20 protein-coding genes are annotated in these 22,821 nt (G+C 65.9%); 6 read left to right on the plus strand and 14 right to left on the minus strand.

Annotation, left to right across the window (positions count from 1 at the left end; translation table 11 throughout):
• Nucleotides 1–16 precede the first annotated feature (16 nt).
• The 11 genes from A8G18_RS09675 to A8G18_RS09720 form a co-directional block, all read right to left on the minus strand.
• On the minus strand, nt 17–1,531 hold the full coding sequence (locus A8G18_RS09675) for a multicopper oxidase family protein (protein ID WP_064063703.1): 1,515 nt from the start codon (nt 1,529–1,531) through the stop codon (nt 17–19).
• Entirely contained in the window at nt 1,524–1,820 is a 297-nt protein-coding gene (locus tag A8G18_RS09680; RefSeq protein WP_064063704.1) for an SHOCT domain-containing protein, read from the minus strand. The genes A8G18_RS09675 and A8G18_RS09680 overlap by 8 nt, the downstream gene beginning before the upstream one ends.
• A 70-nt stretch (nt 1,821–1,890) precedes the next feature.
• Nucleotides 1,891–2,097: a hypothetical protein gene (locus tag A8G18_RS09685; RefSeq protein ID WP_064063705.1), complete on the minus strand. Its 207-nt coding sequence runs from the start codon at nt 2,095–2,097 to the stop codon at nt 1,891–1,893.
• Nucleotides 2,098–2,337: 240 nt separating this feature from the next.
• On the minus strand, nt 2,338–3,366 hold the full coding sequence (locus tag A8G18_RS09690) for a PDDEXK nuclease domain-containing protein (protein ID WP_064063706.1): 1,029 nt from the start codon (nt 3,364–3,366) through the stop codon (nt 2,338–2,340).
• Between the two features lie 117 nt (nt 3,367–3,483).
• On the minus strand, nt 3,484–3,621 hold the full coding sequence (locus A8G18_RS22755) for a hypothetical protein (RefSeq protein WP_024100310.1): 138 nt from the start codon (nt 3,619–3,621) through the stop codon (nt 3,484–3,486).
• Nucleotides 3,622–3,708: 87 nt separating this feature from the next.
• Complete coding sequence (locus A8G18_RS09695; protein WP_064063707.1) at nt 3,709–4,536, minus strand: HpcH/HpaI aldolase/citrate lyase family protein; 828 nt, start codon at nt 4,534–4,536, stop codon at nt 3,709–3,711.
• Nucleotides 4,533–5,696, minus strand: a complete 1,164-nt coding sequence (locus tag A8G18_RS09700; protein ID WP_024100312.1) for an acyl-CoA dehydrogenase family protein — start codon at nt 5,694–5,696, stop codon at nt 4,533–4,535. The genes A8G18_RS09695 and A8G18_RS09700 overlap by 4 nt, the downstream gene beginning before the upstream one ends.
• Nucleotides 5,697–5,728: 32 nt before the next feature.
• Nucleotides 5,729–7,105, minus strand: a complete 1,377-nt coding sequence (locus A8G18_RS09705) for an MmgE/PrpD family protein (RefSeq protein ID WP_064063708.1) — start codon at nt 7,103–7,105, stop codon at nt 5,729–5,731.
• Nucleotides 7,102–8,316 (minus strand): CaiB/BaiF CoA transferase family protein, encoded by a 1,215-nt coding sequence (locus A8G18_RS09710; protein WP_064063709.1) that lies wholly within the window; start codon nt 8,314–8,316, stop codon nt 7,102–7,104. Before A8G18_RS09710 ends, A8G18_RS09705 begins: the two co-directional genes overlap by 4 nt.
• Nucleotides 8,313–8,870, minus strand: a complete 558-nt coding sequence (locus A8G18_RS09715) for a MaoC family dehydratase (protein WP_064063710.1) — start codon at nt 8,868–8,870, stop codon at nt 8,313–8,315. Before A8G18_RS09715 ends, A8G18_RS09710 begins: the two co-directional genes overlap by 4 nt.
• Nucleotides 8,871–9,007: 137 nt before the next feature.
• Nucleotides 9,008–9,742: a FadR/GntR family transcriptional regulator gene (locus A8G18_RS09720; RefSeq protein WP_016932722.1), complete on the minus strand. Its 735-nt coding sequence runs from the start codon at nt 9,740–9,742 to the stop codon at nt 9,008–9,010.
• Nucleotides 9,743–10,066: 324 nt separating this feature from the next.
• Between A8G18_RS09720 and A8G18_RS09725 the strand changes: the two genes are divergently transcribed.
• From A8G18_RS09725 to A8G18_RS09735, 3 genes are all read left to right on the plus strand, one after another.
• Entirely contained in the window at nt 10,067–12,148 is a 2,082-nt protein-coding gene (locus tag A8G18_RS09725) for a hydantoinase/oxoprolinase family protein (RefSeq protein WP_064063711.1), read from the plus strand.
• The gene (locus tag A8G18_RS09730; RefSeq protein WP_084421665.1) at nt 12,145–13,962 is read left to right on the plus strand and encodes a hydantoinase B/oxoprolinase family protein; all 1,818 of its coding nucleotides are present in this window, start codon (nt 12,145–12,147) and stop codon (nt 13,960–13,962) included. The genes A8G18_RS09725 and A8G18_RS09730 overlap by 4 nt, the downstream gene beginning before the upstream one ends.
• A 65-nt stretch (nt 13,963–14,027) precedes the next feature.
• Nucleotides 14,028–15,227: an amidase gene (locus A8G18_RS09735; RefSeq protein ID WP_084421681.1), complete on the plus strand. Its 1,200-nt coding sequence runs from the start codon at nt 14,028–14,030 to the stop codon at nt 15,225–15,227.
• Between the two features lie 56 nt (nt 15,228–15,283).
• On the opposite strand, the gene A8G18_RS09740 is transcribed toward A8G18_RS09735, so the two are convergent.
• Together A8G18_RS09740 and A8G18_RS23350 are read right to left on the minus strand one after the other, a co-directional pair.
• Nucleotides 15,284–16,714: an MmgE/PrpD family protein gene (locus A8G18_RS09740; RefSeq protein WP_064063712.1), complete on the minus strand. Its 1,431-nt coding sequence runs from the start codon at nt 16,712–16,714 to the stop codon at nt 15,284–15,286.
• Nucleotides 16,711–16,860 carry a cyclase family protein gene (locus A8G18_RS23350; RefSeq protein ID WP_245207823.1) on the minus strand — a complete coding sequence of 50 codons (150 nt, stop codon included), beginning with the start codon at nt 16,858–16,860 and terminating at the stop codon, nt 16,711–16,713. The genes A8G18_RS09740 and A8G18_RS23350 overlap by 4 nt, the downstream gene beginning before the upstream one ends.
• A 67-nt stretch (nt 16,861–16,927) precedes the next feature.
• On the opposite strand from A8G18_RS23350, the gene A8G18_RS22760 reads away from it, so the two are divergent.
• Genes A8G18_RS22760 through A8G18_RS09755 form a run of 3 tightly spaced genes read left to right on the plus strand, consistent with a single transcriptional unit; the run spans nt 16,928 to nt 19,810 of the window.
• Complete coding sequence (locus tag A8G18_RS22760) at nt 16,928–17,263, plus strand: amidohydrolase family protein (RefSeq protein ID WP_245207824.1); 336 nt, start codon at nt 16,928–16,930, stop codon at nt 17,261–17,263.
• Nucleotides 17,264–17,274: 11 nt separating this feature from the next.
• Nucleotides 17,275–18,480, plus strand: a complete 1,206-nt coding sequence (locus tag A8G18_RS09750; protein ID WP_064063713.1) for a CaiB/BaiF CoA transferase family protein — start codon at nt 17,275–17,277, stop codon at nt 18,478–18,480.
• A gap of 31 nt (nt 18,481–18,511) precedes the next feature.
• Entirely contained in the window at nt 18,512–19,810 is a 1,299-nt protein-coding gene (locus A8G18_RS09755; protein WP_064063714.1) for an MFS transporter, read from the plus strand.
• Nucleotides 19,811–21,047: 1,237 nt separating this feature from the next.
• Here A8G18_RS09755 and A8G18_RS23355 read toward each other — a convergent pair.
• Complete coding sequence (locus A8G18_RS23355) at nt 21,048–21,236, minus strand: hypothetical protein (protein ID WP_245207825.1); 189 nt, start codon at nt 21,234–21,236, stop codon at nt 21,048–21,050.
• Between the last annotated feature and the right edge of the window lie 1,585 nt (nt 21,237–22,821).

Genomic DNA, 22,821 nt, shown 5'->3' on the forward strand with positions numbered 1-22,821 from the left:
GGTCGGCGGGGGGCGATCACGCCAGATAGGACACGGTGGTCATCATTCCGGCTTCCTGGTGATAGGCGTTGTGGCAGTGCAGCGCCCATCGGCCGGGGTTGTCGGTATCGAATTCGATCTCGACGGTGCGCATCGGCCCGATGGTGACGGTGTCCTTGCGCAGTCCGGTGTCGGTGAGCGCGAAGGTGTGGCCGTGCAGGTGCATGGGGTGGAACATGTCCGACATGTTGCGCATCCGCATGCGCACCCGTTGTCCTTGGTTGACGTTCAGCGGTGCGCTGGCGGGATGAGCGCGGCCGTTGAGGGTCCAGCGGTACGGCGACATGGTCCCGCCCATATCCACGCTGTGATACAGGTCGTGATCACGCTCGGCCAGACGCACATGATCCCGGGGCGCAAGGTCGGTGCCGAGCAGCACCCGCCGGTCCAGTTCATCGGGGCGGGGTTGTGGCGGCAACTCGCCGGCGGCGGTGCGCACCACGGCCTGTCCGTACCCGGTCTTGCCTTCGGCCTGGGCGAACAGGGGAAACACCCCGTCGCCGAGGGTGACCAGCACGTCGAAACGCTCACCCATGCCGATCAGCAGTGCGTCGGTGTCCTGCGGTACGACCGGGAAACCGTCGGTGTGGGTGACCGTCATCCGGTGACCGCCCACTGCGACACGGAAGGCGGTGTCGGCGCCGGCGTTGACGAACCGGATCCGTGCCCGTTGCCCGGGTGCGGCGGTCAGGACCATCGGATCGTCGGGTACACGCCCACCGACGAGGAAATGGGGATAGCTCACGTCCCCGGCACCCCCGAGCAGCGGCGAGAGCATGGTTTCCTCCCCCATGTCCATACCGCCCATGTCCATGGCGCCGTGGTCCATCCCGCCCGTGGTGGTGTCACCGTTGCTGGTATCGGCACCGATACCGAGCTCGCGGGCCACATCCTCAGGGGTACGTCCGGTGCCGTCGAGCCAGTCGTCGAGCACCACGATCCACTCGTGCTCGTACGCACCCGGATCGGCCGGATCATCGACGATCAGTGCGCCGTAGAGCCCGCGGTCGAGTTGCAGACCGGAATGGGAGTGATAGAAGTACGTGCCCGCATGAGGGACGGTGAACTCGTAGACGAACCGCCCTTCGGCGGCGATGGGGTCCTGGGTCAGCCCGGGAACCCCGTCCATGTCGTTGCTCAATGCCAACCCGTGCCAGTGCACACTCGTCTCCACCGGCAGCTGGTTGTCCACCTCCACCCGCAGCAGATCCCCGGCACGGGCGCGGATCAGCGGCCCCGGCACCTGGTCGTCATATGCCCAGGTGGACACGATGCGTCCTCCGAGATCCACCTCGACCGGACGCGGCGCCAACCGGGCCGAGACCACCTGCTGGCCCGGGGAGCGGCGCTGCTGCTCGAGACGACGCACCACCGGTGACGTGGCGGACACCGGCACGCCGGTCGCGGCCCCCGACGGGGAACAGGCCGCCAGAACCCCGACGCCGGTCAGCATCGAGCCGATCAGGAAGGCTCGGCGGGGAATCCTAGCCACGGGCCTGCTCCTGTTGCTCGCCGGTCGAGGCGGCGCCACCGGGCTGCGTCAACGTCCGTCGGCGGGACACGAATTCATCGGAGGTGATATCGCCACGGGCGAAACATCTTTCGAGCGTCCGCAGTGGATCGTCCTGCTCGGTGCGAGCAGGACCGTCTGCTCGATCGGTGCGGAACAGGGCAGCCACCAGATAGATCGCCACCGCCCAGAACACGAGCGTGCACACTGTCATGACGGTCCATCCCGCCCACCCGATGTCACCGACCCAGCCCATCATGGTCGCCTCCATCCCTCGGTTTCGTACCTTCAGCGTCGGGCATCCACCCCACAGGTTCGGTGGAGGTCGTATGAAGATTTGCTCAAGAAGCCCGCCGCGGCGCCGACTCCTGGACGGTGCCGGCGATGGTGGACACCGTGTCGTCCTCTTCCGCTCGCCCACCCGCATCCGGCAGCGACCCGACGACGCCGGTGCGCCCCTCGACCGGTCTGCGGGCGATGATTGTCGAGGACGAACCGCGTTTGGCGAATCTCGTGGGCGCTTCTCGTTGCGCGTCGTCGGATTCCACTACACCGAAGTCAATGCCGGATCGGCGTGCTACATCCCTCGCCACGACTTTCCGGCGCATCGAGACCCTCCGCGCGACTCGCAGTGGCAGATCGTGAGCCCGGCGCCCGTCGGTGGAACCGAGGGCCGCTCGTGGGCCCGTCACACTCCGTGCCGGTTCCGCCACACCGTGCAGCCCCTGTCCGCGTTCCTCTCCGCATCGCCATCTCAGGTGAGGAGCAGAAAGATGGACGGCGTCTCGTCACTCCGGCATATGGTCGTCGAGTTCGAGAGCAACTGCCCGTGTGAGAGCGTCCTCGGCGGGGAGCGCAGCCTGCTCGGCGGGCGAGAGGTCGTAGCGCGATACCGCGATCGGCTGCGTGGTGCCGGCGAGGGCGTACCGGACGACGGACTCGTTCTTGTCCGCGACGAGGAGCATCCCGACGGTGGGCTGGTGCTGCGGTCTGCGCAACCGATCCTCGACCAGCGCGACGTAGAAGCCGAGTTGGCCGGCATCACGAGGGTCGAACCTGGTGGTCTTGAGTTCGATGACCACGTACCGGAGCTGTTCGACGTGGAAGAACAGCAGATCGACGAAGAAGTCGTCGCCCTCGACATCGAAGTGGACCTGACGACCGACGAACGCGAACCCGGGGCCGAGCTCACGCAGAGTGTCGATGATGCGCTCGACGAGCCGATCCTCGAGCTGGCGCTCGGCGGCGTCCCCGTCGATGGCGAGGAACTCGAGCGTGAACGGATCCTTGGTGATCTGCTGAGCAAGCTCGGAGTCGGGGCGTTCGAGAGCGCGCGGAAAGTTCGACGGGGCTGCCCCCTCCCGCGCGTGCAGGTTCGTCTTGATCTGGTGAGCCAGCACGGGACGACTCCAGCCGTGTGCGACGTCCTTGGCGCTGTACCACTCGCGTAACTCGACGTCCTCGAGCTTGTCGAGCAACTCGATGACATGTCCCCACGGCAATTGGCCAACGGGTCGTTGGCCGATTGCCGCCGGGTCGGGCCAGGCCTCAGCGAACCTGCGCATGTACTTGAGGTTGGCCGGGGAGAATCCCTTCACTCCGGGAAACTCGGTGCGCAGATCCTCCGAGAGCCGGGACAGGACTTTGCTGCCCCAGGGAGCTGTTTTCTGTCGCTCGATGATCGTCGCACCGATCTGCCAGTAGAGCCGGAGCAGTTCGGTGTTCACCCGGCGCTGGGCCACGTAGCGTGCTCGATGCACGAGCCGTTTGATGCTCTCGAGCGTGTCGGCGTACTCGGACGGGACGGGAGACGACATTCCTCGACGCTAACGGACCGAACCGGCCCTCCGTCCTCCTGGGAGGGTGCGCCTACAGAGATGTCGCCGGATACCTGGCGGGGAGGCTGTCGTCGACGTGGCGATATCGCACATCGGCTACTCGGAGACCGCACCGATGTGGTGGGCGAGCTCGTCGTAGTCGACCTGCCGCAGCGCCGGGGCGCCGGTGACGCGACCTCGACACGGTAGGCCTCGGACCGTGTCGTCACCGAGGCAGTCGGCGGTATTCGGCACACCGATCCTCGATCGAGGTCGTTCGGCCGAGCGCTGCAACGGTCCGGCGGTAGGCGCACATTCAGGCGTAGTGGCAGGCAGGCCCGGTCATCGTCCCGCTCGCTCCAGCACCCTGCGTGCTTGCCGAGCGACCGCTTCGTCGATCAAGAATCCGGCTTCATCCACAGCAACACCGGACTCCGCCGCCTCCAGGCCGGCCAGCACGGCACGGGCCTTGCATACCTCCTCCGAGGACGGTGTGAACACTCGGCGAACCGGGGCGAGCTGCGCCGGGTGAATGCACGCCCGCCCAACGAATCCGAGGCGCGCAAGGGCGCGCGTATCCGCTTCCAGGGCGTCGCTGTCACGGAAATTGCGTGACACCGCGGCAGGGGGCGGATCGATTCCTGCCGCCACACCCGCAGCGATGACTCGGCTGCGTGCGAACAACAGCGCCGTCCCGTCGTCGTCGACCTCGACACCGAGGTCTGCGGCCAGGTCGACTTCTCCGAGTTGCAGAAACCGCATTCGGGGCGCACGAGCAATGGCCGGTGCGGCGAACACACCGGCAGCGGTCTCGATCAGCGCGGATACCGCAGCATCGGGACAGAGCTCTGTCAGGAGGCCATCGACCTGTTCGACGTCGTGTGCGGATCCCACCTTCGGCAGCCACACCCCCGTCAGCCGCGGGTGCGCGACCGCACGGATGTCCGCCTCCTGCAGCGCTCCCGGGTTCACACGCACCCATACCTCCACGGAACCGGGGGCGAGCGCAGCGATCCACCGAGCTACCGTTTCACGCGCGAGCACCTTTCGATCAGCGGCGACCGCGTCCTCGAGGTCGAGCACGATCGCGTCGGCACCCGAGGCGAGTGCCTTGTCGAAACGCTCCGGACGATCACCCGGGACGTACAGGTAGGTCAACGCCACGCTCATCCGATGACCCCGGAACCGGAGACCAGCGCCTTGGCTATGACTGTCCGCATGATGTCGTTGGTGCCCTCGCCGATCGACATGAGAGGGGCGTCGCGGTACAACCGCTCGACGACGAACTCCGTCGAGTATCCGTAGCCGCCATGGATACGCATCGCTTCGAGGCTCGCGGTGATGGCCGTCTCGGAGGCGAAGTACTTCGCCATGCCGGCCTCCATGTCGACTCTCTTACCCGAGTCTGCCTGCGAAGCCGCCCAATACGTCATCAGCCGGGCGGCCTGCAGATGAGTGGCGATGTCCGCCAGCTTGAGCTGGATCGCCTGGAAGTCCGCGATCGGCTGCCCGAACGCGGTGCGCTCTCGCGCGTAGGACAGCGCTGCGTCATAGGCGGCCTGGGCGATACCGACGCTACGGCCGGCGATGTTGAGCCTACCGATTTCCAGGCCCGACAGGGCCTGCTGCAGACCACGCCCTTCTGTTCCGCCGAGCAATGCGTCGGCCGGCACCCGAATGTCGTCGAGGAGGATCTCGCAGGACTCGGTGCCCTTGTACCCCAGTTTGCCGAGATCCCGTTGCACCTCGAAACCTGGAAGCGTGGTGTCGATCAGCAGGATGCTCATGCCTTTGTGTGCCGGTTCCGCGGACGGGTCGGTCTTCACCAGAACCGGGAGGACGTTCGCGTGCCGGGCGTTGGTGATCCACGTCTTGGCGCCGCTGACGATGTAGTGATCGCCGTCGCGCCGCGCAGTCGTTCGGATTCCCTGCAGGTCCGTGCCCGCGCCGGGCTCGGTGAGTCCGATCCCGGTCCGCCACTCCCCCGTGGCCAGCTTCGGCAGCAGGGTCTGCTTCTGTTCCTCGGTGCCGTGGCGGTTGATCATCCAGCAGGACAGATTGTGGCTGCCGAGAATGCCGGCGATGCCCATCCAACCGCGGGCCAGTTCCTCGTACACGAGTGTGAACGACACCTTGTCGAGGTCGATACCGCCGTACTCCTCGGGCGTGGTGATGCCGAACAGTCCCATGGCCTTCATGTGTTCGACGATCTCGGTGGGATACCGTCCCGATTTCTCCCACTCGTTGGCGACGGGAACGATCTCTTTGTCCACGAAGTGACGTAACGCCTTTCGGAACGCCAGTTGCTGCTCGTCGAAGGTGAAATCCATGATGGCTCCTGGGATGTTCGGTGCACAGGTGGTCAGTGCAGGGGTGCGGGCGCGATGCGGGCCGCGAGATCGAGGACGGCGGTCAGATCCGGCTCGTCGGCAAGCCCGAAGATTCGGTCGGCGAGCTCCGGGGCACAGGGATGATCACCGCAGTTGGCGATGAACTTGGCGAGCAACTGCTGATCGTCGAGGGGGAACGCGGCGGTACCACGGCTACCTGCGACGCGTCCCTCGAATACACGTCCGTCGTCGAGAGTGACGATCGCATGTCCGGATGCCGACGCCGCCGGACCCTCGGTCGGGGCTTCGACGACACGGACCGTGCGAGCGGTCGCGAGCACCGAGTCGCGGGCGATCGACGCGCCGGTGTAGGTCGCGACATCGATACGTCCGTCGTGCACGAGCGCAGCGACACTCCACGGAAGGTCGAACTTGCCGTCGTAGGTGCTGCGCGGTGCGGCCACACCGGCGTTCGGACCACATACGATCGGCACGGAATCCGGATGAACGTGCACCTCGATATCGACCACCTGCGCGGGGTCCACACTCCCAACGCTCAGAGCCGCCGTGACCGCGTCGAGAGTGACATGCATGAGCTGGCAACTCGGGTAGGGCTTGATACCGATGCGGGTCGCTTCCCACTCGGTGCCCAATCCGTCCGTCAACACCGTGAGGTCGGCGGGTCGCTCCGACATCGACGCATACACACCCCGGCGTCCTTCGAGTACCGACGCCGGGCCGCTGGCGCCCGCAGCAGCCAACCGGGCTGCGAGGATCCCGCCCAGTGTGGCCGAGCCGGGGTGCAGAGCCTTGGTGTCGGCGTCGGTATCGAGGAACTCGAGCAACCCTCCACTCGACGAGCCCGCGACACCGAGAGCGTGCACCAGCACCGGAACCGGCAGCCCGGTCAGCTTGCCCGCGACAAGCGCCGCGGCGAACGGGCCGACCACGGCTGTCGCATGGAGGCCACGTCCGTGGAAACCGTGAGGACTGGCGGCCCCGAGCCGGCACGCCGTCTCCAGTCCGATCGCAGCAGCGGTGAGAACGTCCGCTCCCGTGGCTCGAACCTGTTGTCCGACAGCCAATGCTGCAGGAACGGACACCGCAGTGGCGTGGACGAGGGCACCGGCATGAGTGTCGTCGAAGTCCAATGCGTGCACCAGCACCGCGGTCGCCATACCTGCCGCCGGAGCGGAGATCGCCCGCGTCCCGGTCAGCGGCCTGGCTTCGGCCGGACCGCCGAGCGCATCGGCGACCGTCCATGCGGCTCGCCCGTATCCGAGGCGTTGCGCGGCGACGGCGTTACCGACCCCGTCGAGAAGATGTCGCGCGACAGCGTGCCGGACATTCTCGGACAGGTCCGCGACGGTCAGGCCGTGGGCCCATCGGGCGAGGACCGACGACGTCACGCCCGAGCCTCGCTCGTTTGTTTGCCGAAGGCACCTTGGCCGGTCAGCTCCGCAACGCGTTCGGTGCTGTAGCCGAGGTCGCGGACGATCTCGTCGAAATGTTCGTTGCGTAGCGGAGCACGCCGGTACTGCGTCGGCTCGGAACCGAACCGGACCGGGGAGGCGACTTGGCGCACCGTACCGAAGGTGGGGTGTTCGGTCTCGACGAGGAGGCCTCGTGCACGGGTGTGCGGTTCGGTGAGAGCTTGGGCGACGTCGTTGATCGGGCCCGACGGCACACCGGCCGGCTGCAGGCGCGAGAGCCAGTAGTCCACCGGCTGCGTAGCGAAGGTCTGCTCGAGAATGGGGAGGAGTTCGTCTTGGTTCTCCCCGCGCAGCGCGAAGTTCGCGAAGCGTGGATCGGCGCCCAGGTCGGGTCTGTCGATCGCGACGACGAGGCGTTCCCAGAACTTCTCCTTGGCGCAGCCGACGACGAGCCAGCCGTCGCTGGCCTCGAATGCCTGGAACGGTACGAGGGAGGGGTGCGCCGAGTTCTTGGTGCGCACCGGTTCGAAGCCGGCGTTCAGATGCCAGGTGGCCGGGTAGGTGAGCAGCGACATCGCGGTGTCGTAGAGCGAGACGTCGCAGTCTCCGCCGATGCCGTCCCGTTTGGCGGCGTGGAGTCCGGACAGCAGGCTGATCGCGGCGACGAAGCCACCCGAGTAGTCCACGAGCGAGAGCCCGGATTTGGTGGGAGGTCCTTCGGGGTCACCGGTGACGCTCATCCATCCCGCGAGTCCTTGCAGAATGTAGTCGTATCCGGGCTCTTCGGCGCGCGGGCCGGTCATGCCGAAGCCGGTGAGGCTGCAGCAGACGATGGCCGGATTGAGGTGTTTGAGGTCGTCGTAGGTGATGCCGATTTTCGCCGGTACATCGCCGCGGAGGTTGGAGTAGACGGCGTCGCTGGTGCGGACGAGGTCTTCGAACACTGCGCGACCGGCCGGTGACGACAGGTCGAGCGAAAGGCTGCGCTTGTTGCGGTTGAAGGTTTCGAAGAACAGTGAGTCCTCGCCGTCGTTGTAGGGCGGGACGTAACGTCCGACGTCGCCCCCGACGTTGGGGTCTTCGATCTTGATCACGTCGGCACCGAGGTCGGCGAGGTGGACACTGCCGAACGGGCCCGCCCCGTACTGCTCGAGCGAGATGATGCGGACGTCCTGGAGTGGTTTCACGACAGCGCCCCTTCCGGGTCGGCGGGTGCCGGCAGTTGCAGCGGTCCGCTCTTGGCTTCGGGGAAGTAGTTCTGGCCGATTCCGCTCTCGCGGGTTGCGACCATGACCGACCGTTTCCACGAGATGACTTCCGTGCCATCTTGATTCAGTCCGCGGGTGATCATGGATACGATTCCCGCATAGGGTCGGGATTCGGACCGGCGCAGTCCTGTGCAGATGCTCTCCGCGTAGATGGTGTCCCCTACGTATACCGGGTGCGACATCTTGATATCGGTGAACGCGAGGTTCGAGATGGCGTTCTGGCTCATGTCGAGCACCGAAATACCCAGTACCACAGCGACTGTCAGGCCGGAATTGACGATGACCTTGCCGGCGGTGATGGGGTTCTGCGCTGCGAGATGAGCGTTGAAGTGGTTCTGGTTGGTGTTCATCGACAGCAACGTGATCCACGTGTTGTCGGCTTCGGAGATCGTGCGCCCGATGGGGTGCTGGTAGATGTCCCCTACAACATAGTCCTCGAAGAATCGGCCGAGAACAGCCTGATGCACTGCCACCGTGTCTCCTCACATCAGTTCGGCGAGTACGTTCCTTCGAACAATACATCAGACATTTGGAGGGTCAATAGGGCGGAGCGAGGCAATTATCGTCAAATCTGCAACCTTCATCCGCCTAAAAAGCAGATGTTTTATCTCTAGTCCGGACCGCGTCGATCCATCCGGCGATACGAATCACCCAAGTTGTCCAGATGCCGACGCATCAGATCCATCGCCGCCATGGAGTCTCCGGCGGCGACGACATCGAGGATCGCGCGGTGATCGTGATCGACACACTGCCAGAACCCCTCCGGGGCATGCTCGCGCCCGAATCTGCTCGACAGCACCCGGAACACCGGCGCAGTGATCAATTCGAGCAACGGATTGTCGGTCGCCCGCAGAAGGACCAGGTGGAACTGCTGATTCTTCGCGAACGTCTCGGGCCCCTGCAGACTGTGCGGGTCGAAGATCGACGCTTCGAGTTGCTCGAGGTGCTCGTCGGTCCGGCGGAACGCGGCCATGCCCGCCGCCGGCACCTCCATGAGGTTCCGCACTTCCATCAACTGTGCGACGGTGACCGTTTCCGCTGCCGCCATCAAAGCCACACCCGTCTCGAGATGCGCACTGATGTGCCCGACACTCGGCGCGGCGACGAAACTCCCCCCGGTGACACCGCGGGTCGTCGTGATCAAGTTCTGGCTCGCCAGCGAACGCAGGGCCTCACGGATCGTGCTGCGGCCGACACCGAATTCGGCGGTCAGCTCGGCTTCCCCGGGCAACCGGGCACCGGGTTGCAACTCACCGGACAAGATTCGGGTGCGCAGATGCTCCGCGAGGACCGCATAGGCAGGTCCGTTCTTGACGGGTGCGTCCCCGGTCGTCGATTCGGTCACGAGCGTCGACTCTTCTCTCTCGAAAGCTGCGGTGAACGGCCCGAGCCTAACCCGACATTGCGGCCGGGGTAGGTCACCACGCACCCATCCCATACCCGCTAATCATCCGCTCTTTAGGCGCAATTTCCAAGGATCTGACCTGAGCATGCCGGGATTCGAGGCAGATTCGCACCGAAAACATCTGAGGTATTGATTTCTCGGGCGCCCTCAAGCACGATGACCTACATCACCCCTCCCGGTGACCCCCCACCCCAGACTTCGGACCGCCGTACGGCTCGGTCGTCCCCTCCGCTCCTCGCGGGCACCGAAAGATTGGAAGTACTGATGAAGAGAATTGGAGTCGACGTCGGCGGCACGTTCACCGACCTCGTGCTGTGGGACGACGACGGCACCGTAGTGGTCCACAAGACTCCGTCGACGAACCACGACCCGTCCATCGGAACCATGGACGGCATCGAGGTCCTCGCCGAACGCGCCGGCATCGACCCATCCGACATCGACATGTTCTTCCACGGCACCACCGTCGCCACCAACATCGTGCTCGAACACAACGGGTGCAGCGTCGGCATGATCACGACCGAAGGCTTCCGCGACCTGCTGCACATCGCCCGCAAGAAGCGCCCCCTCAACTACTCGAACTATCAGGACCTTCCCTGGCAGAAGTGGCAATTGGTCCCACGCCGCAACCGCCGGGTCGTGCCCGAGCGGATCGACGCCGCCGGCAACGTCCTCACACCGCTCGACGAAGACGCGGTGCGCCGAGAAGTTCGCCTGCTCCGTGAACGCGGAGTCGACGCCATCGCCGTCGCCTTTCTGCACTCCTACCGCAACCCCACACACGAAAAACGCGTCAAGGACATCATTCTCGAGGAGTACCCCGAGGTGTTCATCTCGCTCTCCAGCGAGGTCGCCCCGCAGTACCGCGAATACGAACGCTTCTCCACCGCGGCACTCAACGCCTTCATCGGACCGAAGACCTCGCGCTACATCGCCAGCCTGGCGCAGAAGGCTGCCGCAGCGCAGGTCGGTGACGACGTGCACCTGATGACCTCCGCCGGTGGTCTCGTCACCTCGCGCAGCGCCAGCGAACAGCCGGTCTCGCTGCTGACCAGCGGCGTGGTCGCCGGACTGCTGGGTGGATGCGCCATCGGCAAGGCCTCCGGATTCCCGAGCGTCATCACACTCGACGTGGGCGGAACCTCCGCCGACATCGGCGTGGCACCGAACGGCGCTCTCCGAATGAAGCACCTCCTCGACACCCGCATCGGCGACTACCACGCCATGGTGCCGATGGCCGAGGTCGACACGATCGGTGCCGGCGGCGGTTCCATCGCCATGGTCGACGAAGGCGGCATGTTCCGGGTCGGACCCCGAAGCGCCGGCGCATTCCCCGGACCCGCCTGCTACGCCCGCGGCGGCACCGAACCGACCTCGACCGACGCCATGGTCATGATGGGCTGGCTGCGCAAGGACAGTTTCCTGTCCGGCACCATGAAGGTCGAACCCGAGCTGGCCCGCACCGCGATCCGGACCCACATCGCCGACAAGCTCGGAACCGGCGTGGACGAAGCCGCGATGGGGATCTTCAAGATCCTCGCCCACTCGATGACCGAAGCGATCAGCCTCCACTCGGTACGCAAAGGCTACGATCCGCGCGACTTCTCGCTCATCGCCGAGGGCGGCGCCGGTCCCCTCTTCGCGTGGCAGATTGCCGACCAACTCGGTATTCCGCGTGTCGTCGTGCCCGGGCACCCCGGCATCACCTCTGCGGTCGGCCTGCTGACCACCGACATCCGGTACGAAATCCCTACCACGGTGTGGACGTCTTCCGCGGACGCGGATCTGAACCTGCTGCGGACCCAGATGGACCGGCTCTCCCGCGAGGCCATCGCTCAACTCGAAGCCGACGGCGTTCCCGCCGAGAACATCTCGCTCGAACGTAGTGTGGATTGCCGCTATGTCGGTCAGGGCTACGAACTGCGGGTCCCGGCACCCGACGGCGAGATCGACGACGTCTGGGTCAAGACCGTCTCCGAGGCCTTTCACGAGGCACACGGGCGGACCTACTCCCAGCGTTTCGACGACAAGCCGGTGCAGCTGATCAACATCCGCGTCACCGGTGTCGGCGCCGTACCGCACGTCCGTATCACCGAGATCGACACGGGCACCGCCGACGGTTCCGCGGCGATCAAGACCATGACCCGCGCATTGTTCTGGCGCGACGAAACAGCCGCGCCGCAGTGGATCGACACCCCGGTCTACGACCGCTCGCTTCTCCTGGCCGGCAACACCATCGAAGGCCCCGCCATCGTCGAGCAGTTCGATTCCACGACCATCATCGGCATGAATCAGCACGCCACCGTCGACGCGGTCGGCCACATCATCATCGAGAGGAAGCCCGCATGAGCAAGACCCTGATGCCCAGAACCGGCGTATCGCTCGCGGGCGAATCCCACCGTACGTGGAACGACGTGGAGGTCGACCCGATCACCCTGCGCGTCATCGGCGGTGCACTGCAGTCCATGGCCAAGGAGATGGCGCAGGTCCTCTACCGCATGGCCTACTCGAGCCTGATCCGCGAATCCGAAGATCTCGGCGCCGGCATCTTCGACGTCAACGGCCGCGAACTGTGCGAATCGGATTCGACACCGATGCACTGCGGTTCGATCCCCGCCTACATCCGGGGCGTCAACCGCAGACTCGCCGGCACCTACCGGCCCGGCGATGTCGTCCTGCACAACCATCCGTACCACGGCGCAGCCCACTCCCCCGATTACGGCGTGATCATCCCGATCTTCTGGGAGGGCGAGCACATCGGATTCGCCGGATGCACCGGACACGTATCCGACGTCGGCGGCAACTTCCCCGGTCTGTGCATGGACGTCGTCGACGTCTGGGCCGAGGGCAAACTCATGGATTCGATGAAGATCTATGACGCCGGAGTCCGCAACGATTATCTCATCCAGCACATCCTCGACAATGTCCGCACACCCGAACAGAACCGAGGCGATCTCGAAGCACTCATCGCCTGCGCGCGCATCGGTGAGAAGCGATTCGTCGAACTGCTCGAGAAGTACGGCCTCGACACCGTCATGAGCGCCAGTGAACGGTGGATGGACTACTCGGAGAACATGCTTCGAAGCCGAATCCGCGAGATCCCGGACGGCAGCTACGAAGCACCTGTCGGCTATCTGGACGACGACGGAAAGAACCGCGGTGTCCCCCTCAAGGTCGCCGTGCGTGTGCAGGTCGAGGGAGAAGACATCCTCATCGACCTCACCGGTTCCAACGACCAGGTCCCCACCGCCTTCAACGTGCCTTTCGAAGGATCCGTCCTCCCTGTCGCAGTCGCCGCGATCCGCACCATCCTGCTCGACGAAGACCTGACCGAGGAATTCGTCCCCCAGAACGACGGTTGCTTCCGCCCGGTGAAGGCATACGCACCCGAGGGAACGATCTTCAACCCGGACTTCCCGGCATCGTGTTTCGCGCGGTTCTCCCAGGTGAACCGAATCTTCGACTCCATCAACCTCGCCCTGGCACCCGTGCTCCCCGACCACGCGATCGCCGGGTCGTCGGCAGCACTGTGCGCCATCGCCTACTCCGGTGTCGCCGAAGACGGCGAATCCTATTGGGTCTACATCGAAATCAACGAAGGCTCGTACGGCGGACGTAACGGCAAGGACGGCATGGACGCCGTCGACTCGCTCATGGCCAACACCCGCAACAACCCCATCGAAGAACTCGAACTCAACCACGCCATGCGTGCCCTCCGATACGAACTCCGCGACGAAGCTCCCGCCCCCGGCCAATGGCGAGGCGGCATCGGCAGTGTCCGCAAATGGCTCATGGAGACCGATACCTTCCTCGGCTCCGAAGCCGACAACCGCTCCGACCCGCCCGCCGGAGCGCTCGGTGGCCACGACGGCGTCGCAGGTGCATTCACCCGCAACGCCGGAACGGACCGCGAGGAGGTACTTTTCTCCAAGGTCACCCAGGAAACCATCCGGGAGGGCGAAACCTTGGAGATCAAGCTGCCTTCCGGCGGTGGATTCGGCAATCCGTTCCTCCGTGATCCCTTCCAGGTCCTCAGCGACGTCTGGGACGAATACCTCACCGCGGAGGACGCTCGGCGCGACTACGGGGTCGTCGTCGACACCGACTCGTGGACCGTGGACGAGGACGCCACCGCGGCACTGCGCGCAGGGAGCCCATCCTGAGCGGCACCACAGGTCGGGCCGCCGCTATCGGCGGCGGCCCGACCGCTCGTGTTCTCGACGAAACATTGGGCAGCGTCGTCACCTGGATTCACCCCGCGATCGGTGCCGCACCCGACGGGCCACTGGCGGGTATGAGAATCGGTGTCAAGGACAACATCGACGTCGCCGGCGTCCCCACCACCTGCACATCCCGCTTCTTCGCCGACCGCATCGCGTCCGCCCACGCGGACGTCGTCGGCAGGTTGCTCGCTGCGGGCGCGCAGATCACCGCGAAACTCAACATGGCCGAGTTCGCGGTCGGAGTCACCTCCCAGAACTCCGCCGCGGGCCCCGTTCGCAACCCCTGGGACCCCACACGCGTCCCCGGCGGTTCGAGCGGAGGCTCCGGCGTCGCAGTCGCTGCAGGACTGGTGGATGCCTCCCTCGGCACCGACACCGGGGGATCCGTCCGTCTACCCGCAGCGGCATGCGGTATCACAGGCCTGCGACCGACCTGGGGCTCGATCAGCAATGCCGGAGTCTTCCCGGTCAGCGACGCCTTCGACACCGTCGGTCCGATGGCACGGTCGGTGACCGAGGTTGCCCGCCTCTTCGATGTACTGCGTGTCGCCCCGGCCCCGTCGCCTGCCCCCACTCGACGGATAGGGTTGCCGTCGGTGTTCATCACCGACGACGTCGACGCTGCCATCAGCGACGCAGTCCGAGCGGCGGCACGACAACTCGGAGAACTGGGCTACGAGACAATACCGGTCACCGTCCCCGGTGCTGCTCGCGCACAGGACATCGTGTACACGCTGTTGTATTCGGATCTTGCTGCGCTGCACCGTAACCGAGTGCATTCCTCACCCGAACTGTTCCATCCCGACACCCTCGCACGCGTGTCCTTGGGTCTGTCCATCTCGGACTCCGAGAGAACAGCAGCGATAGCCGGCGCAGCGGAGTTCCGTCGCGGACTCCGTGCACTGTTCACGACCGTCGACGCCGTACTGACCCCGACCATGCCGGTCGATGTGCCTCGCATCGCCGGTGGCGACGATGTCATTGCACGCTCACGCCGACTCGGACAGTTCAGTTATCCCTGGTCCCTCCACGACGGACCCACGCTCGCACTCCCGGTCGGATTCCATCCTCGTTCGGGGATGCCGATCGGTGCTCAACTGACGGCGGCCGCCCACCACGAATTGCTGCTCTTCGAGATCGGTGAAGACTTTCAGAGCACAACGGACTGGCATACCCGGAGACCGCCGCTACACATCACGCGGTGAGCCGCCATCGGAGGGGGCAGAGACCCGTCGAGGCAGTGGTGCGCCCCGGTTCCCGATCAGCCGCGCACGGTCACCATCAGGGCCTCCAGGGAATCTGCGGTGTGCAACCCCAGTGCAGCTCGGACCACCGCTGCTGCACGCTCCGGCGACAGCCTGTTCTCGACATTGAGATCGAACTTCATCGTGAGTTCCTCGTCGGAAAGCGGATTCGCCGGACCACCACGATTGTGGTCGACCCGAGCCTCGTGCCAGACACCATCGCGAGTGCGTACCCGCAGCACTGCCGGGAACTGATAGGGGTAGATCTCGTCGCACCGGTCGTCGCTGCGGCTGGTGACCAGACCCGCGAGTTCGAGCGTGCGTGGATCCTTCGCGGCCTCGTCGGTGAAATCGGCGTGTCCCACTCCGAGTCCCGATCCACCGAGCAGCGCTCGTGCGACGGTGAACGGACCCGAGAACGCTGCATGATATCCGGATTCGGGGGCCGCTTTCGAGGCGGGAGGTTCGGCGATGGTGCGCAGGACCGGTTTCGGAACACCGAGTTCGATCTCCGCGATGTGGGCGGGGTCGAGCCCCTGGCGGACGAGCGTGCGTGCAGCGTCGATCCCGGCGTGGGTGAAGTGGTTGCACGGATACGGCTTGAAGAAGATACCCGGCAGTTCCCAGCGTTCGCCCAGTCCATCCAGGACCTTCGCGGTGTCGGCCCGATCGCCGCAGAAGGCGTGCAGGAAACCGAAACGTCCTTCGATCACGGTGGGCGGTCCGGTGAGGCCGGCACGAGCAAATTCTGCCGAGGTGACACCGGAATGTGCCGCCCATCCGCAGTGCGCGCGCTTGACCGTGCCGCCGGTGCGGTTGGCTTCGAGCAATCCGGCGCCGAAGCTCGCGGCGATGCCCATGGCGTCTGCGATACCTTCGGCGTCGAGGCCGTACAGCATCGCTGCGGCAGCAGCCGAACCGACGGCACCGCAGATGGATGTCGCGTGCAGGCCACGTTCGAAGAACTCGGAGTTGCCGAGTTCTTCGTCGTAACCGCCCATCCCGAGACGGACCACGATCTCGATGCCCACGCCCGCAGCGTCGAGGACGGCTGCGCCGGAGGCTCCTACCGCTTCACCCACGGCGAGTGCCGCCGGGATCACCGAGGCGGACGGATGCAACACCGACGGCAGGTGGGTGTCGTCGGAGTCCATCGAATGGGCGAGTGTGCCGTTCACCAGCGCGGCAGTGGCGGCCGGAAAACGTTCTCCGGTGCCGATGCCGGTGGCCGCGGCCGCACCGGCCCAGTTGCGTGCCACCTCGATGACGGCACGAGCCGAGGGCTGGTCGTGCGCCGCGAGGGAGTTCCCGAGCAGATCGAGTACCCGCCGCGCGACGTCCTTCCGCAGTTCTGCGGACAGTCCCGTGGTGCGGATGTCGGCGGCGAGGGCGGCGAGCCGACCCACGACCGTTCCGGTCAGGTCGTGTCGGGTCTCGGTGCCGGTCACGAGGCCACCACCGCGACGGGACGGACCGGCGATCCGGTGCCGCCGGTGATGCGCAACGGTGCCATGACGAACGTGAATTCGGTCAGGCCACGCGCGCTGGCGTCTTCGAGGTTCAGATGCTCGATGATGTGAATTCCGTTCTCCACAAGCAGCACTCGATGAACCGGAAGAACGCTGTGTCCCTTCCCCGGGGGGATGTGTTCGAAGGCGGTCGTGTCGGAACCTGCGGCTGCGATGCCGCCGGCCGCGAGCCACCGCCCCGCACCCACATCGGCACCGGGGACGCCGTCCTGCCCGGCCGACCGTTACGGTCTGCCCGGCAAGGGACGACTCGCCGAGGGCGCCGACGCCGACATCGCAATCGTCGATCCCGACCGTACCTGGACGGTGCATGCAGCGGATTCCGAATCCACCCAGGAGTACACGCCTTTCGAGGGATTCGAACTGTCCGCTGCTGTGACCGACACCTTCGTGCGCGGTAACCGGGTTCTGACCGACGGAGTCGTCACCGGCACGCCTGCCGGCCGCTACCTCGCCCGTCCGTACTGAGGAGACACCAGTTGACCGACGACAAGACCCCTGCCGGACCCCTGCGTGGGATCAAGGTCCTCGACGCCTCCACCATCCTTGCCGGGCCGCTCACCGCCCAGATTCTGGGCGACTTCGGCGAGGTCATCAAGATCGAACATCCGGCCAAGCCGGACGGCATGCGTGGGCACGGCCTGGACAAGAACGGCGTCCCGCTCTGGTGGAAGATGGTCGGCCGCAACAAGCAGACCGTCACCCTGAACCTGAGCACCCCGGACGGTCAGGAGATCTTCCGTGATCTCGCCACCGACGCCGATGTGGTGGTGGAGAACTTCCGGCCCGGCACGTTCGAACGTTGGGGACTGTCCTATGCCGAACTCACCGAGCGGAATCCCGCACTGATCATGTTGCGGGTCACCGGTTTCGGGCAACAGGGACCGTATGCGACGCGTCCCGCGTTCGGCACACTGGTGGAATCGATGAGCGGCTTCGCCCATCTCACCGGCCACCCCGACGGACCTCCCACACTGCCTGCATTCGGCCTCGCCGACTCCATTGTCGGTATCGCCGGGTCGTCCGCAGTCTCGATGGCGCTGTTCGAACGTGAACGCAACGGCGGCACCGGACAAGAGATCGACCTCGATCTCCTCACACCGATCATGACCGCGGTCGGGCCCGGTGTGATCTATGCCGATCAACTGGGCATCGACCAACAGCGCACCGGCAATCGGTCGCAGAACAACGCCCCCCGGAATCTCTATCGCACCAAGGACGACCATTGGGTCGCCGTGTCCACGAGCGCCCAGACGATCGCAGAACGCGTACTACGTCTGGTGGGGCACCCCGAGGTCATCGACGAGCACTGGTTCGCCACCGGCCGGACCCGCGCGGAGCACGCGGACCTGCTCGACGAGTACGTCGGTGGATGGATCGCCGACCGTACCCGCGACGAGGTCGTCGAGGCTTTCGAGGATGCCGGCGCCGCAGTGGCACCGGTCTACCGACCCAGCGACCTGCTGACCGACCCCCAAGTCGTCGCGACCGACATGGTCACCACTGTCGACGACGACGAACTCGGCCCCGTACGCATGCAGAACGTCATGTGGCGCATGGGCCGCTCCCCCGGTGCGATCCGCCACGCCGGGCGCCCTGCCGGTGCCGATACCGACAGGGTCCTCTCCCACCTCGGGTGCACTCCCGAGCACATCGACGAATTGCGGGCCCGCGGCGTCATCTGACCCTGCGACTGCGTCATCCGAAGAGTTCGCTATGAAATCGCGTTGGTGGACCATCGCCATCATTCTGGGCCTGGTAATCGTCAACTACATCGATCGCAGTGCCATCTCGTTCGCAGCATCCGACCTGCGATCCGAGTTCGGGATCACTCCCGGCGAGTACGGCGTGATCAGTTCCGCATTCTCGATCGGCTACATGCTCTTCGCGCTCCTGTCGGGACCGCTGGTCGACCGCTACGGTTCCCGACGCGTGCTCATCGTGGGCATGTTCATCTGGGCCGCCGCCACAGCACTGACCCCGTTCGCCGGCGGGTTCATCGGCCTGATCCTGCTACGCATCCTCCTCGGAGCCGGTGAAGCGCCGTGCTTCCCCGCAGCCACGCGACTCGTCAGCCGCTGGCTACCGGCACAGGAGCGAGGCAAGGCGCTCGCGCTGATCGGCGGTGTGGCGGTCTCCGGCAGTCTGCTCGTCGGGGGGCCGATCCTCACCCAGCTGATCGCCCTCACCGGCTGGAAGGCGATGTTCTGGATTCTGGCGATAGTCGGGGTCGTGTGGGTCGCGATCGCCTATCCGACACTGAAGAACTCGCCGACCGAGGCGAAGTTCGTGTCGAAGGAAGAGCTGGACTACATCCGTGCCGGCCAGTTGGACGGTGAGGAGACCGGTCACGAGTCGAGCACCGACTGGGGCGAGGTCCTCCGCAACCGGAACCTCTGGCTCGTCGGCCTCGGCTACTTCTCGTGGGGCTTCATGTTCTGGGCCTTCATGTACTGGCTTCCGCAGTACCTCGAGCACGAATTCGACCTGTCCATCAAGGAGGTCGGCGCGTTCTCGGTGGCGCCGTGGGCAGCCGGTGTGCTGGGTGCGCTGCTCGGCGGAATCCTGGTCGACCGCGTGTACAAGCGCACGCAGAGCATCCGCTCGCGGTTCATCATCATCGGTGTCGCACTCCTTCTGGCGGGTGCGTCGATCGCACCGATCCTGTTCTTCCGCGGCAACCTCACCGTCGCATTGATCTGCATCTCGGCGGGCGTCGGCTTCGGCTTCGTCACCGGCGGCATCTGGTGGGTCGCGTCGATCGATGCCGCCCCCAGCCAGCCCGGGACCGCCGCCGGCTTCGCCGATGCCTGTTTCGCACTGTCCGGTATCGTCGCCCCGTCCGTCATGGGCTTCAGCGTCAGTCGCACGGGCACCTACGACGGCGGATTCCTCGTCATGACGGCGTTGTGCCTGGTCGGCGCAGTGGCCATGCTGTTCTTCACGAAGGAACCGCAGCGGCCGCATGCTGCAACAAGCGAGTTCGACGACCCTGCACACCTGAGGCGTGCCTGAATGACAGGCTGCGCTATGCCCGACCGCGAGGCAATCGAACTCGCTCCGCACTCCGACCGGTGAGGATTCTGTCCGATACCGAAAGGCCGGCACTGTCCTTCTCGCAACAGTTTTCATTCGTCCCGGTTCGCCGCGCGGATGCTCCCCGCGAGAATGCCGATCAGGGTCCCCGCCTCTCACGGCACCGAACATTCGTGCCCGGAACACGGTCGAGGCCCTGCCCGGAAGGCCACTGCAGCGACGGACGGCTCGCTACATCTTTTCCATCCGTACGATTCACGGTCCCGAGGCCGTAGTTCGGATCGAAGGTGATCCCTCCGAATCCTGGCGTTCCGGACAGCGTCCGGAACGCCAGGACGTGTTCCATCCCGAAGTGGGCGCTGCCCCCTGAAGCTCGCCGCATACAGGAACGGGAGCGACACTCGGCCGATCCACCTCCACTGGACGGCGTGCTCGCCGAGTGAACGCGACAGCGACGAGGACCATGACCTATCCGGTTCGTGAAGCGTCCTGGCACGATGCTCCCGCCTGTCCGAACCGTCGCCGAGACACGAGGCTCACTCTACGAGCGACAAGCGGTGCCCGATACCCGATCACGGGATGACGTAACCGAGTTCGTGCGCTGCGGTATCGCTGGCATCCGCCAAGCCTGGATGCGACAGAGGATAGCGACAGCACAGGACGTTGCGGGAACGCGTCGGCGGTCGGTTCGCCGACGGCGACGGCCGTGCCGCCGGCGAACCGACCGCGATAGACGATCCCGGCGGGATCGGTGTGGGCGCGATGGAGGGTGCGTGCCCACTGCTGGGACAGTCGGTGCGGCGCCGAATAGAGAGCATGGTTGCCGCCGCCCACCCGGGTGGCCCAGACCCCTCCCCCGATGCCGGACACGTCGGGCAACCGCAGGACGCGGGTGAAGCGAACGCCGGTCGGATACGGGCCACCGCGGTGGCGATCGGTCCCGTGCCGACCGAAATGCCTCCGCCGGCGCCCCTCCGGGGCTCGAAGCGCCGTACCCGACGCCGTAACCGGAATGCTCGGCCCGCGGAAGCGGCTGCTGGTCCGATCGCAGAATCGGTCCGAATTCACGCAGGGCATTCCACGCGAGCACATGGGGCCGGTGGTGCGGTGCACGCGCCACGCGGTCTCGCTCGGCTGCCCTTCGAGCACTTCCTTCGGTGACAGTCCTGCCCGACGAAGGTACGGGATGAGCGCGGTAGCGGGAGCATCGCCGCATCTATGCCACTTCCCATTCGGTGGCGATGAGCACGTCGACGACATGCTCGACGTCGTCCGACCTACCGGCGGTGCCGGTCAACCACGCGACGATCGACACCGGCCGGCCGTCGACCACCGACGAGGGTTGCGGCTGCGTCAGCAGTGCCTGCACCGTCAGCGGATGCAGGTTCCTCGGGAGGTGGGGCATGACTCCGTCGATGTGCGGCACGGTCCCACCGGCGGTGAATCGAGCCGGGGCAACAGGCGGTTACGGCCGGAATCGAATGCCCACAGGCGACCGTTCGCGATACGTTGCCTGATGCGAGCGGGCGTTACGCCGAGGCGGACCGCCGCCTCGGCGATGGACAGAGAGCCGGCGACGAGGCCGGCCATGCGGATGTCTCGGTCGACGCGTGCAGCCGTGGCCTCGGTGGGCCTGCCGTGAACCCGGACTCGGTGAGCAGGCGGGCGTCGTGTTCGGTCGGTGCGGGCCCGCAGGGTTCACCGTATGGAGCCCCTTCAGGATCTGCACGAGTTGATCGCGGCCGATATCCGTGCCGGTGACCTCCCGCAGGGCGTTTTCGAAGTCGAGGTCGCCTCGTGGGTACCGGCCTCCGTGGTGGCTTCGCTCGTCACCACGCTCTACTTTCTTCGCCGATCTTCGCTCGCAAGTACATGCGAGCGGATTCATCGACCGCTGCGCATCCCTGAACCCTCACATGCGCTGGGTCCCTGTCGGGACGAGACAACGCCCCAGCTGATCTCTTCCACCTGCTTGTTTCTCTCCGAACCGACCGGTATGCGCAGCACCGCAGGATCCACGACACCCGCACCCCAGGAGCGGCGCCCTGTCTCCGCCCGATCCTGCCGACGGCGGCAGGCGAGAGCCGACAGGCAGGACCGCATCCCGACGAACCGTTCGACGACGCGACCCGATCCTCGACCGGGCAGAACCCGGAACACCAGCGCATCCCGAACCGGCCGGAACAGACCTGTAGCCGTCACCCCCAGTCATCCTCGTCTACTACCCACTCGTCCTCGGGCGACTTGCCGTCACTCCAGTGCGTCCAGGGGGCGACCACTCCCCCACCTGCCCCTCGTCCTCGGCATGAGTGCCCGGGAATTTTCCGCTATCGTGCGCTGCCCGATAGCGGGGAGAGTCGAGGACCGGTCGAAGCCGGAGTGTCGACCACCTGCAGCTGTGTCGGCCGAGCGTCCCGGTCGGAAACGTCGAGGTTCCTGCGATCCTGGAATCCGGTCGCTTGCATCCGGTGACCACTGTCGCGGGCGTCCGAGGGATAGTCGCTCGCAACGACCGGCACCCTCGCCTCGGACGGTGGAACGACGTGGTGGCGGAGTTTGCGTTCGCACGTCGGCAGCCGAGCCCCGACCATCGTCCGTAGGCGGTGCCCTGCCTACCCCAGCCCTGCCTACCCCAGCTGTCGCGTCATCCGCCGTCGCGGACACTCCCTTCGCGACCGGTCGTCGGAGCGACGAAGAGTCCCTCCTCGAGATCACCCGGCCACCGGTCCGTGTGGGCTCCTTTCGAGCATCACCGTCGAACGTCTCACCCACGGGACGTGTAACGGTGATGCATGCACGGAGTACGCCGATCACCGCGGACGAGGCAGGACACACCGGCGGAGGATCCACGCGACCGGGCGGGCGTACCTCTATAGCGCAGAAGGGGCGTGCCCTCCGTTCCGCTCGACAATGTCCTATGCAGTCGGATGCTCCGAGCCGGTTTCTGTCCTCGTCGGGGTCGGCATCCGGATCAGGCGCGCCGAGAACCG

Source organism: Rhodococcus gordoniae, from assembly GCF_001646655.1.
Taxonomy (GTDB): Bacteria; Actinomycetota; Actinomycetes; order Mycobacteriales; family Mycobacteriaceae; genus Rhodococcus; species Rhodococcus gordoniae.